Here is a 12,468-nt window from a genome sequence, read left to right on the forward strand (position 1 = left end):
ATTCCTATTTTATTAACGATTATTAATTAATCGCTAATTATACCCGAAAATAATTGCAGAAAAGAATAAAATATACAAAATATCCAACTTTTTTAAATGAATATAAATTCAATATTTATGAATAAATATTTACTTTACTATCTTTATAAATAACATAAAATAGAAAAAGACTGTTAGATAAGATAAGGATCGTATAATGCAGCCAGAAATAACACGAGAACTGTTTGACAAAGTAATCCTACCCGTTTACTCACCAGCTAAATTTATACCTATTAAAGGGAAAGGTAGTAGAGTATGGGATCAACATGGTGAAGAGTATATCGATTTTGCAGGAGGGATTGCGGTTAACGCGCTTGGTCATTGCCATCCTAGGCTAATTAATGCCTTACATCAACAAAGTGAACAATTATGGCATGTAAGTAATGTTTTTACCAATGAACCGGCTTTACGCCTTGCCAAAAAAATTATTAATAATACCTTTGCTCAGCGCGTTTTCTTTGCTAACTCAGGTGCCGAAGCAAATGAAGCCGCCTTCAAATTAGCAAGATATTATGCGGCGCAAAAATATAGTCCTTATAAAACTAAAATTATCTCGTTTTATCAATCATTTCACGGTCGCACCTTTTTTACAGTATCAGTAGGGGGACAAGCTAAATATTCCGATGGTTTTGGTCCTAAACCTGCTGATATTATTCATGTCCCTTTTAATGATTTAAATGCCGTTAAGGCAGTAATGGATGATCATACGTGTGCAGTGGTGTTAGAACCGGTACAAGGAGAAGGTGGATTAAATGCAGCAACGCCAGAATTTTTGAAAGGTTTGAGAGCACTTTGCGATCAATATAACGCTTTGTTGATCTTTGATGAAGTTCAATGTGGAATGGGGAGAACTGGTACTTTATACACTTATCAGCAATATGATGTGGTTCCAGATATTTTAACTTCTGCAAAAGCACTTGGCGGAGGATTCCCTATCAGTGCAATGTTAACAACCGATGACATAGCATCGGTAATGCACCCAGGTGTTCACGGCACGACTTATGGTGGTAACCCTCTTGCTTGTGCCGTTGGTTGTGAGGCATTTGATATTATCAACACACCTGATGTACTTCAAGGCGTTCAAAAACGCCGAGCAATCTTTATTGAACAACTTGAAAATATAAATGATAAATTCAAAGTATTTCGAGAATACCGTGGTAAAGGACTACTTTTAGGTGCTGAATTACAACCAGTGTTTCATAATAAAGCACGTGACTTCTTGAATGTTGCCTCCGAATTTAAAGTAATGATCCTTAATGCAGGACCAAATGTGCTTCGTTTTACCCCTTCACTAATTATATCTGAAGACGAAATAAACGAAGGAATGAACCGACTTAGCAAAGCAGTCGAAAAAGTTGTCAATTCCTAAGTTTTTCTATACAGTAACGGCATTTTAAGTGATTAAGTGCCGTTAATGCACTTAAAGGACATTTTTTATGACCGACATTCGACCATTAAACTATGCTAAAACGCATTTTATTTTAAGTGCACCCGATATTTCACATTTACCAATTGATAGTGGCGTTGAAGTTGCCTTTGCCGGCAGATCTAATGCCGGTAAATCAAGTGCACTTAACACATTAACCAATCAAAAATCTTTAGCAAGAACCAGTAAAACACCGGGACGAACGCAACTTATTAACCTATTTGAAGTGGAAGAAAATTGTCGTTTAGTCGATTTACCGGGCTATGGTTATGCACAAGTTCCGGAAGCGATTAAACGCAAATGGCAAAAATCATTAGGCGAATATCTGCAAAAACGAGAAAGTTTAAAAGGCTTAATTGTATTAATGGATGTTCGGCATCCGCTTAAAGATCTCGACCAACAAATGATTGAGTGGGCTGTATCAGTTGATATTCCAGTTATGCTACTGTTAACTAAAGCCGATAAACTCGCTTCAGGCGCATTAAAAAAACAGGTTAACATGGTTAAAGAAGCTATCTTACCTTTTCAAGGTGATATTACTGTTGCACCGTTTTCATCGCCAAAACGTATCGGCTTAGAGCCTTTGAAACAGAAATTAGACCAATGGTTCAGCCAACAATAAAGGAACGTTAAAATGGATAGTTCAGCCTTTTCATTTCAATCATTATCACCCGACGTTATTTTTGCTAGTTTGGCAACCGTTGGTATTCGGGTTGATTCGGGGCTGACTGCTTTAAATAGTTATGAAAATCGTGTCTATCAATTTTCTGATGAGGATCGCATACGATATGTCGCCAAATACTATCGCCCCTATCGTTGGAATCAGGCACAAATTCTTGAAGAGCATCAATTTACTAAGCAACTATCAGAAGCTGATATTCCTGTCGCTGCGCCATTAACCTTTAATGGTCAAACTTTGCATGAATATGAAGGCTACCTATTTGCTCTGTTCCCAAGTGTAGGAGGACGGCAATATGAAAGTGATAATATCGAGCAAATGGAATCGGTAGCCACTTTGCTGGGACGTATTCATCAAATTGGTGCAAAACAACCTTTTATTTATCGCCCTACAATTGGACTGGAAGCATATCTTTATCAGCCTAAAGAAGTTTTGTTAACCTCTAATTTGATCCCTAAGAAAATCCATGACGAACTCAAGACCAGTTTAACCCACTTAATACAGATTGTTGAGCAGCATTGGCATACCGATTGGCAACCAATTCGCCTGCATGTTGATTGCCATGCCGGTAATATATTATGGCGTGATAGTGCCATGTTTGTCGATTTTGATGATGCACGTAATGGACCAGCGATTCAAGATATTTGGATGTTACTCAATGGCGATCGAAAAGCGCAACAATTGCAACTTGATAGCATTCTTGAATGCTATCAAGAGTTTTATCATTTTGATATAAACCAACTGAGTTTAATTGAACCACTTAGAGCAATGAGAATGGTGCACTACCTGGCTTGGATAGTTCAGCGTTGGCAAGACAGAGCTTTTCCAATCGCATTTCCTTGGATACTCGATGCTGATTTTTGGTATCAGCAATTAGCTGAATTTAATCGGCAAAGTCAAGCCATTAAAGCACCACCGCTACAATTGATGTCAATGTTTTAAATTGAGCAATATCAAGAATCAATCACGCCAAATAACCTCTATTGCAAATCGGGACAATGGTATCATTCAATATTCTGCAATTGAGCAAATCATCGATTGATCAAGGTTAATAAATTCACTAAGTCGGGGGCGTTTGCCACTAGTTGCTCTTTTTTCTGTTTAGAAAGCTGTTTTATACGATACTCAAGTTTCAATGCGGTTGATCTGTCACCGACACTGATTTGATAAACAACGGTTAAACTATGATGCCCTTTAAGGTGTTTAGCACCTTTACCATTTTGATGCTGGCGTAAACGCCTGGCGACATCAGTTGTGATACCGGTATATAAAGAGTGTTTAGCCGTTCTGATAATATACAAAAACCAAATAGCAGAATGATTACCCATAACCAAATTTAAAACGCAGATGTAATTTAGATGGATATAATACGCTGTTTAACCAATTTAATCAGTAAAGTCCCGTCCTATTATTAGAGATGATCGGTTTGATTAATCGATGTCAACGTAAAATAACCACACGAGTCAATATCATCTTGTTTATAATTAATAATGCTAATGCTGGTATTTGCTAAAATTTCTGTATTTTGTAAATGTTCTTGCCAATTTCCACCCGTAAGAACATAAATCAGTTGTCTTAACAATGAACCATGCGAAACAATTAAAATATTTCCATGATGATTTTCAGTTATGATATCGTCAATTGCCTGTATGGAACGCATAAATACACTTCTAAAATCTTCTCCTTGATTGTCAGCTATTGAATATTTTTGGGCATCAGTTTGTAAATAGATAAAGTTTGGGTCAGCATAATAATCGGGCACAAATTTACCCTCCCATTGACCAAAATCAATCTCTTTTAATCCTTCATGCAACTTTAAGGAAATATCTCGGTGATTAATAATAAGCTTTGCAGTATCAACAGCCCTCTTTTGTGGGCTTACGTAAGCGTTAACAAAATTCACCTTGTCTACTGCTTTAGCAGTTAATTTTGCTTGATTAATACCATTTAAAGTGAGTTGAGAATCTGATGATCCTTGAAATAACTGTAATTGATTCCATTTTGTTTCACCATGGCGGACAAAATAAAGATTGATGTTTTTAAACATAAAGTTGTTACCTTTCAATTTTTTGAAGTAGAGAAATATTTTTTGAGGCTGATTGATTTGATGACATAAATAAATAGTGAAAAATAGATCAAAAAATAAATCATATTGTTACCTGTACCGATTTGCTGTGAAGATAAATAGATAATCTCTACCGTTGTGGTAATTAAGCAAAGAAAAAAGTAAAAAGTGAGATAAATTGGCGTGTTCTGATTTTTTTTGATAATCAAATAAATCAACAGCGCAATACAGCACAGTATGACCAAGTAAAGCAGTGTTGAAAAAACATCTAATTGAGAATGAGCAAAATTCGAATATAAACCATAACTGATAGAATAAAAGTTAATCAACAACACAACTAAAATAAAAATAATCGATACTTTTTTCATCTGTTCTACCTTATTAATACTAAATTTTGCTCATCTCATCATTGCCAATGATTGTGCTGTTTTAAACAAAGTAATTGGCTTGTTATAGCTCAGTTTTTATAACAACTTTTAATACTGATTGTTTAGGATTAGTCGATAAGTCAATCGCTTCGCTTAATTTATCTAAAGGAAAAACGTGGGTTATCATTTCTTGAGTATTGAGCTTTTTCTTCTCAAGCAGATCTAACGCTTCCGGGAACTCATAAGGTGTCACCGAATAAGTGCCGATAATACTAATTTCATCCTTAAAGAAACGGCTGGCATCAATATTCACCATTTTATTTTTATCAAACCCGGAAAAGACAATGATTTTCCCCGCCCTTCTTACCAGATTAATTGCATCAGACACTAATGATGAAACCCCGGCAGCAATAACAATGACATCAACACCTTGCCCATGGGTGATTTTATTCACTTCTTCAAAAATATTTTTCTCTGCAATATTAATTGCATAATCACATCCTACTTTTAGTGCTGTTTGTAATTTAAATTCAGACATATCACTAATAATGACTTTATTTGCGCCTTTAATTTTGGCTAACTGCGCATGTAAGATGCCGATTGTTCCGGCGCCCATAATAAGTACACTATCATTAGGTCTAATATCTGCTTGCTTAAGACCATGCAAACAACAAGCAATAGGTTCAATTAAGGTAGCTTCTTCATCTGTAACACTATCGGAAACCTTATGGGTCAAATGCTTTAAATGTAATTCGGGAATACGAATAAATTGGGCAAAACCACCGGGATCGATATTATTTGTTCTAAATTGCTCACAAATTGTGTAATGTCCTTTATTACAATAGTGGCAAGTAAAACAAGGAACATGTATTGCAGTGATAACTCTATCGCCTAGCTCAAAACGATCAACGTTTTGGCCTTTTTTAACAATCTCACCGACTACTTCATGTCCTAGCACGGTAGGCTTATTAACACTATCGCCCCTAATTTTTTGAATATCGGTACCACACAAACCACAGGCGAGCATTTTTATCAATACTTCATTATCAGAAATATCAGGAATCGGAAGATCCTCTGTTCTTAAATCGTTTTGTTTATAACATACTGACGCTTTCATCTTTATTGTCCTTTTTACTTTGAAATTCTAAACGGTTTTTTAAATCAAAAAATGGCTGGTAATAGTGTTTAAAAACGGAATTGTAATAGTGATTTATTTGCAAATTGGGGATATACCGAACCAAATAGTTATCACTCTGCTTATCTGAATTTTTATCAATATAGTGATTTTGATATCCGGCTAACATGACTGCGCCTTTGCAAACCGCTTCTTTGATATTACACGATATGATTTCTCGACCAAGAATGTCGGCTTTTAACTGCAACCACAGTGGATTTTTTGCCGCCGCACCGATTACCTTTATTATGGGGTGATGGCTTGCGGTTAATTGCTCAATAGTGGTCAAGGTATTTTTTAATTCAAAACACAATCCTTGAAAAACAGCCAATAATATATTTGATAAAGTGCTGTTTTCATCAAACCCATACCAAAGCCCTTTGGCATCAATATTACGCTTAGGTGGTCCACTTCCCCGCAAATGCGGAATAAAGATTGATAGGTTTGCTTTGAGGTAAGGTAAATCGGTCAGTTTGCCAAGCAATGAATCGATTAATTGATTAAATTCATCATCACTCACCGAAAAAGATCGTTTAAACCACTCAATGCTATATCCCGCTGACGGAAGCGAAGCATAAATCGTATATAAATCATCAATAACATATTGCCCATTTGATAGATGACTATCTAAAAAACCGTTGTCAAAATTGGCTTGATTACGTAATAACAGTAATCCTTCAGTGGTGCCGGTTGAGTTTAGAATTTCACCCGCTTTAAGTTCGGCTGCGATTGAACCACACATATGGTCATGACCACCAATCGAAACCATGATTGACTGACTACAATTAAGTTTTTGGGCCAACGCTGGTTTAAGTTTCGCAATATTTTTGCCGGATTGAACAAGATCGCAAAATAGATGATTGAGCGCAAAAGCTGACGCAATTTTTTGTGACCAACAATGATTTTTCAGATCATAAACCAGCGTTCTTGACGCAAGTGAAGGCTCTGCTCTTTTTACATCAGTCAATTTATAAGCCATATATTCGGCAATACATAACCATTTAACTTTATCGATATCCAAATCAATGTTTTTTCGAATCCATAAGATTTTAGTTAAACTATAGTTACTATGCACAGGAATACCGGTAATTGCATAAAGCTCATCATCGGTGAATTTTTGATTAATTTCTGCTACATTTTTCTTAGTTCTGGTGTCATACCAAGTGATTGCCGGGCCTACCACCTCACCTTTTTCATTAATCAATACACCAGATTCACCTACGCTTGCTATAACGATATTTTTGACATTTTGCGCTAGAGAAGATGAACCAATAAGCGTAATGATAGCCTTTTCAAGCTGGTTATATAACGATGTAATATCAAAGTCCGATCCATATTCTGAAATCACTTTAGGGGTTTGAAAAGCAACGCTATCAACCAGTTTTAGTGAAGGCAATTCAATAACACATAATTTACAATTTGTTGTCCCGATATCGATCCCAATCGAGTACATATTAACCTCCTTACTTACCCTTTCGCTCGATAGTTTTCAAGCAAATTGAGTGTATAACCACCATAAAATAACAAGTTAATCATATATTTAAATTTATTCACTTTGAAAAAAAGTGTAGTTTTCTCCATTCCGATAAGTTGCCTTATCAGATTCATTACCTCAATTAAAAGTGTTATTTATAGTGGGTATACGTTATTTTTTTAGGCCAGATCCCATGTTTTTTTAGTGTGGCGATACAATAAAAGACAAGTGATGAAAATTATTGGAATTAACGCTAAAGCGATATAATTTCCTTCAAATACTTTTACTGCCCAAAAACGGTAGGGATTACCACCATCTAATAAGCTTGAAAATTCACCGTCGGTTTTTACCGGGAAATTAATACTTTTTGCAATGTTGGTAATTATCGGCGCCACTGCTGAAGCAACATAAAGATTCACAATTAAGCAAGGTATGCCGATAATAAATGATCTCACAATATTGCCACGACAAGCTAATACCACCATGGAAATAGGTACCCAAATATTGGTTAAATCGCCAAGTGGTAATAACCTATTACCGGGTAATATGATTGATAAAATCAATCCAACGGGAATAAGTAAAAGTGCAGTAGAAAGCACCGATGGATGCCCAACAGCAACAGCAATATCTAAACCAATGTATAAATTTTTTCGGTTAGGAAATTTTTTATTTAAAAATTGCTTCACTGCATCGGATAATGGTAACAATCCTTCCATGAGTAATTTAACCATTCGTGGCATAATTAACATGACAGCACCAAGATTAATCGCTAAGTTTAAAATCCCTTTAACATCATAACCCGCCGCTATACCAATTGCGCCACCTATGACAAATCCAATCATCATCGGTTCGCCAAAGATACCAAATCTTTTTTGTATCGTTTGAGGATCGGCATGCAATTTTTGTAATCCCGGTATTTTATCTAAGATAAGATTACCTAACACACCAATAGGAAAGAAGATAACAGATGATAGTGTCGGAAGTGATATACCGGGTAACTCAAAATACTTTTGAATCATAGGCGCACACCAGTCAGCCAAAACAAAAGTTATCACGGCAGTAACCCCTGCTATAATCAATCCATAGACAAAGCTGCCAGTACTGCTATAAACCAGCGCACCAACAAAGGTAAAATGCCAGAAATTCCATAAATCAATATCGACAGTTTTAGTCCAATTAACGGTTAACATCACAATATTGATAATAATGGTCATTGGAATTACAAAAGGGGCAATCGGTGAAGCCCAAGCAATTGCTGCTAACGGTGGCCACCCAAGATCAATGACGGGTAAATCAATTCCGGCATGTTCAACTAAATCAGTTGTTGCACTGCCAAGACTGGTTCCTAACAAGTCAAAAATAACAAAGATACCAACAAAGCCCATTCCAATGGTTAATGATGAACGAATTGCCCGCCCTATTTTTACCCCTAAACACAGTGCCATTATAAAGATGACAACAGGTAACATGACGGTCGGCCCGAAGCCCAAAATGTATTGGACAATTTCAAGTAACTTATCAGCCATAATCAATCTCCTTGCAAGATCCTAACGATTTCGGCTAAGACTTCTTCTTCACCTATAGTGGTAATTAAAGGTACCCCATTGATAATTGGTGTTTTCTCTAATTGATAAGACACTTTAGAAGTCACGATAATTAAATCAGCCATACCGTCTTGAGATTGTACAGTTGCGACATCAGACTGAATGTTTTCAACCTCGATACCATGCTCGGCACAATAATTTTTAACTTTCTCAGTTGCAATAGTTGAAGTTGCAATACCACTGGTACAGGCAAAAATGATTCTTTTTTTCATAATAAAGCTCCTTATTTCAAAATATCTTTTAAGATTTTTTTGATTTCAAATTTGTTATTACTTTCAACTATTTTTTGCAAAATCTGATCATTGCTGAACGATGATGCTAATTTCATTAAAAAAGTTAAGTGGGTATCGGATTGTTTTAACAGTAAACCAAATACGATATTGACGGAGAGGTCTTCATCAGTTTCGGCATTTTTAAAAATAATGCCTTGTTTACTGGTCACAACAAACATGCCATCTTTTTTTACAAACTCACTGTCAACATGAGGCATCGCAACATTAAGGGTTTTTAATTTAAATCCGGTTGGATGTTCATTCTCTCGTTCAATAACTTTTTGTAAGTATTGTTCTGTAACATAATGATTTGCTAATAATTCATGGCTAATGGCTTTAAACATTGCTTCACGGCTTTCAAAGCTTTTGTTTAAAAAAATAATATTGTCATCCAATTGTTCTAATTGCATATTTACCACCTATGACGTTAGTTTAACGATGAATGTTTAATAAATTCATAGATAGTATTTTGTTGTAAACAACTTGCTTCACATCGCCTTTTGCTTTTAACAATACTTTAATAAGATTATATTCATTATTATTAGCGACATATTGTTTACCAATTGAACTGATATAAGCTCTACGCAAATCACCACCGACATTGAGTTTAACAACATTATATTGGCTAATTTTTTGCAAAGTTTGATCATCAATTCCTGAACCACCATGGATAACCAATGATACGGGAGATATGTCGGATAGTTTGCCAAGTAAATCAAAGTCTATTTTAGGCTGTTGTTCAAAACCATGCACATTACCAACTGATACAGCCAAAGTTGCACAGCCAGTTCGTTTAACAAATTCTTGAACTTGATTAGGATCGGTTTTGCGATCGGCTTCATTAACTTCATCGTCCTCTTTACCGGTGATGGCACCTAACTCTGCTTCTACCGGAATATTGTATCCACCACAAAAATCGACCACTTTTTTTGTCAATTGAATATTTTCTTCAAAAGGTAAATGAGAGCCGTCAATCATAATTGAGGTAAAACCAGCCTCAACCGCTTGCTTAACATCTTCAAAAGTTTTGCCATGATCCAAATGCAGACAAAATGGTGTCTTCATGGTACTAGCTCGATTACGAACCATATCGACAATATATTTATAACCCGATAACACGATGTTTGTCGGTGCAATCTGCACCATGCTTGGTATGCTACTCTCTTCAATTGCATCTAATATGGCTAAAGTTGTTTCCAAATTTGTTGTATTAAATGCGCCAGCTAATGTTTTTTGTTTTTTAGCTTCACCTAATAAAGTATACCCATTGACTAATGCCATAACTAACTCCTACTTTCGTCTAAGTGTTGTCCCCAAGTAGTTTACGTTTGATTTTAGCCATACATTACCAAACTCGATTGGTAGACCATTATCAAGGTAAACTAATTGTTCTAAATGAAGAACGGGGGAGATATCACTAATATTTAATATATCTGCCCGCTCCTTACCTACCACTCGGGCTGAATAACGGCAGTCCGAATGATCTATTTTTTTATGGGTAATGCGTTCAATTTGGTTAAATAAACTATGTTTAGTAAAATCGACCTGCTCTATTTCAGGACATAAAGCTAAATTGATTCGGTTTTCAATAAACATGATTTTTTCACCATTGACGCTTCTTACCCTTTCCATATAAAAAATATTTGCGTTAAGCGGAACTTGTAATTTTCCACTAATATATTCGTTTGCTTTCTCTACTCTTTTGGTGATAACCTCGGTGGTGAACTTGACGTGCTGCATTTCTAACGATTCGGCAAATGACTGTAGTCCATAACCTAATTGATAAGAGATGTTTTCAGCTTTTACATACGTTCCTTTACCTTGAATCTGTTCCAGCACAGATTCATTAATCAGTAACTCTACCGCTTTTCGAACTGTGCCTCGACTAACAGAAAGTAGGCTCATGATCTCGTTTTCCGACGGGATTCTGTCGCCCGCTTTTAGATCATTACGATAAATCTGATTTCTTATCCACTCTTTTACTTGTACATAAAGTGGTGTGCTAGAAAATTTATTGATACTCATTGGTTACCCCAAAATGTTGGTTAAGTTAAATATACATCCATAGACAACTATGTACAACTATGGACAACTAGTTTTTAAACAAAATGTGAGTTTAATCACATTTTCATATTTATCAATATAATTTAGAAAAAGGATTGCATTTAGTTTCAGCATTAATCAAAGATAATGAGATCCTAATTAAGGAATTGTTGAAGAAATTGAATTATTTTGCAAATAAAAAAATCGTGTTTGATCCACTTTTAACAATAAACTCATTTATATTTAATCGCTAAGCTAAATTGCATAATTAGAGTAAAGATTGATTTAACTTTATTGACAATAAATACACTGAGACATAGCAAAAATACTATTGTAGTAAACGATACTTGCCCGCCTTTTGCCAATTTTATGTAAAATAAATTTCAGCTAACTAGTAACCAATATTTTTTCGCACGCATCACCTGTTAATATTGACAGTTTCATTTACTTTAAGCTTGATAGTGTTTAAGATAAACTCATTTTTTGATGTATCTTAGGACTTTAAAACTTGAATAACTTTGCAAACATTATTGAAATCGAGCGCGGCAATATGAAGTTCGCTTACGTACAAAATGATGAGATAAATTATTTGGAACTTTTTGACCAATTTTTGGCCGAAGAAGGACATCATGAGCTACTCGATCCAAGTGATAAAATTGAGAGATATACTTATCTAATTAATCACAATCAATCTAAATTTATTTTCAAAATAGATGGCGGTGTTGAGCATCGTTTAGAACGTCGACTTATTGCTAAAATCACTGGTGATTTTTATTTTAATCTAATTCGTAAGCTGGCTAAAATTTCGTTGGATAAATGCGATATCGCTTATGAACTCTATTTAGTCGCTTTTGATAAAACCACCAATCGCCACTATATGATCTTTAATTTTATAGAAGGACGTTCATTAACATGGGATGAAATGCGTGAATATGGAGAGCAAGTTAAAGCATGTATTGAAAAACTGCATAGTTATAATCTTGTTTCAAACGATGTTCACGGTGGTAACTTTATTTTAACTCCAGAGGGTAAAATCAAAGCAATCGACTTAACTAACTCCGGTTTTATTTGGTTAACTAAAGCCAATGATGCAATCGAATTGCGTGAGCGCTTTGGTATTAAAATTAATGTTCCTTTCTTGGCTATGGCAATTAAAAAATTTACTCACGGATTTAAACGGTTATCGCGTAAAATTCGCGGTAAAGAAGATTAATAAATTAAATGAGAGAAAGACAAGCTTCTCTCATTTTTCTGCAAATAAATATAATTAATTCAATATATTAAATTATACATTTTAATGCTTTTCAGCTCTAAAAAATATTTA

Annotated in this window: 14 protein-coding genes; 4 read left to right on the plus strand and 10 right to left on the minus strand. The window is 35.1% G+C overall.

What is annotated here, in order from left to right; translation table 11 throughout:
• Positions 1 to 196 precede the first annotated feature (196 nt).
• From J3U24_RS03365 to J3U24_RS03375, 3 genes are all read left to right on the plus strand, one after another.
• Positions 197 to 1,408 carry an aspartate aminotransferase family protein gene (locus tag J3U24_RS03365; RefSeq protein ID WP_267330059.1) on the plus strand — a complete coding sequence of 404 codons (1,212 nt, stop codon included), beginning with the start codon at positions 197 to 199 and terminating at the stop codon, positions 1,406 to 1,408.
• A 67-nt stretch (positions 1,409 to 1,475) separates the two neighbouring features.
• The gene (gene yihA / locus J3U24_RS03370; RefSeq protein ID WP_065562307.1) at positions 1,476 to 2,087 is read left to right on the plus strand and encodes a ribosome biogenesis GTP-binding protein YihA/YsxC; all 612 of its coding nucleotides are present in this window, start codon (positions 1,476 to 1,478) and stop codon (positions 2,085 to 2,087) included.
• A 12-nt stretch (positions 2,088 to 2,099) separates the two neighbouring features.
• Complete coding sequence (locus J3U24_RS03375) at positions 2,100 to 3,086, plus strand: serine/threonine protein kinase (RefSeq protein ID WP_267336723.1); 987 nt, start codon at positions 2,100 to 2,102, stop codon at positions 3,084 to 3,086.
• 89 nt (positions 3,087 to 3,175) lie between these two features.
• Here the strand turns inward: J3U24_RS03375 and J3U24_RS03380 are convergent, their stop codons facing one another.
• The 10 genes from J3U24_RS03380 to J3U24_RS03425 all read right to left on the minus strand — a co-directional run bounded on the left by J3U24_RS03380 (position 3,176) and on the right by J3U24_RS03425 (position 11,126).
• Positions 3,176 to 3,472: a GIY-YIG nuclease family protein gene (locus J3U24_RS03380; protein WP_267329947.1), complete on the minus strand. Its 297-nt coding sequence runs from the start codon at positions 3,470 to 3,472 to the stop codon at positions 3,176 to 3,178.
• A gap of 83 nt (positions 3,473 to 3,555) precedes the next feature.
• Positions 3,556 to 4,191 carry a histidine phosphatase family protein gene (locus tag J3U24_RS03385; RefSeq protein ID WP_267336721.1) on the minus strand — a complete coding sequence of 212 codons (636 nt, stop codon included), beginning with the start codon at positions 4,189 to 4,191 and terminating at the stop codon, positions 3,556 to 3,558.
• A 14-nt stretch (positions 4,192 to 4,205) separates the two neighbouring features.
• On the minus strand, positions 4,206 to 4,577 hold the full coding sequence (locus J3U24_RS03390) for a hypothetical protein (protein ID WP_267336720.1): 372 nt from the start codon (positions 4,575 to 4,577) through the stop codon (positions 4,206 to 4,208).
• An 82-nt stretch (positions 4,578 to 4,659) separates the two neighbouring features.
• Positions 4,660 to 5,694: a zinc-dependent dehydrogenase gene (locus tag J3U24_RS03395; RefSeq protein ID WP_267336719.1), complete on the minus strand. Its 1,035-nt coding sequence runs from the start codon at positions 5,692 to 5,694 to the stop codon at positions 4,660 to 4,662.
• Positions 5,672 to 7,204, minus strand: coding sequence for an FGGY-family carbohydrate kinase (locus tag J3U24_RS03400; protein ID WP_267336718.1), 1,533 nt, complete (start codon positions 7,202 to 7,204; stop codon positions 5,672 to 5,674). The genes J3U24_RS03395 and J3U24_RS03400 overlap by 23 nt, the downstream gene beginning before the upstream one ends.
• A 200-nt stretch (positions 7,205 to 7,404) precedes the next feature.
• Positions 7,405 to 8,751, minus strand: coding sequence for a PTS galactitol transporter subunit IIC (locus J3U24_RS03405; protein WP_267330052.1), 1,347 nt, complete (start codon positions 8,749 to 8,751; stop codon positions 7,405 to 7,407).
• Between the two features lie 2 nt (positions 8,752 to 8,753).
• Entirely contained in the window at positions 8,754 to 9,041 is a 288-nt protein-coding gene (locus J3U24_RS03410) for a PTS sugar transporter subunit IIB (protein ID WP_220217996.1), read from the minus strand.
• An 11-nt stretch (positions 9,042 to 9,052) separates the two neighbouring features.
• Positions 9,053 to 9,511, minus strand: a complete 459-nt coding sequence (locus J3U24_RS03415; protein ID WP_267336717.1) for a PTS sugar transporter subunit IIA — start codon at positions 9,509 to 9,511, stop codon at positions 9,053 to 9,055.
• Between the two features lie 22 nt (positions 9,512 to 9,533).
• Positions 9,534 to 10,382: a class II aldolase gene (locus tag J3U24_RS03420; RefSeq protein WP_267336716.1), complete on the minus strand. Its 849-nt coding sequence runs from the start codon at positions 10,380 to 10,382 to the stop codon at positions 9,534 to 9,536.
• Positions 10,383 to 10,391: 9 nt separating this feature from the next.
• A complete protein-coding gene (locus J3U24_RS03425; RefSeq protein ID WP_220217999.1) occupies positions 10,392 to 11,126 on the minus strand; it encodes a GntR family transcriptional regulator in 735 nt (244 codons plus the stop codon).
• A gap of 526 nt (positions 11,127 to 11,652) precedes the next feature.
• On the opposite strand from J3U24_RS03425, the gene J3U24_RS03430 reads away from it, so the two are divergent.
• Entirely contained in the window at positions 11,653 to 12,357 is a 705-nt protein-coding gene (locus J3U24_RS03430) for a lipopolysaccharide core heptose(II) kinase RfaY (protein WP_065734822.1), read from the plus strand.
• Positions 12,358 to 12,468: the final 111 nt, after the last annotated feature.

The sequence above is a fragment of the Gilliamella sp. B2785 genome (assembly GCF_026537005.1).
Taxonomy (GTDB): domain Bacteria; phylum Pseudomonadota; class Gammaproteobacteria; order Enterobacterales; family Orbaceae; genus Gilliamella; species Gilliamella apicola_E.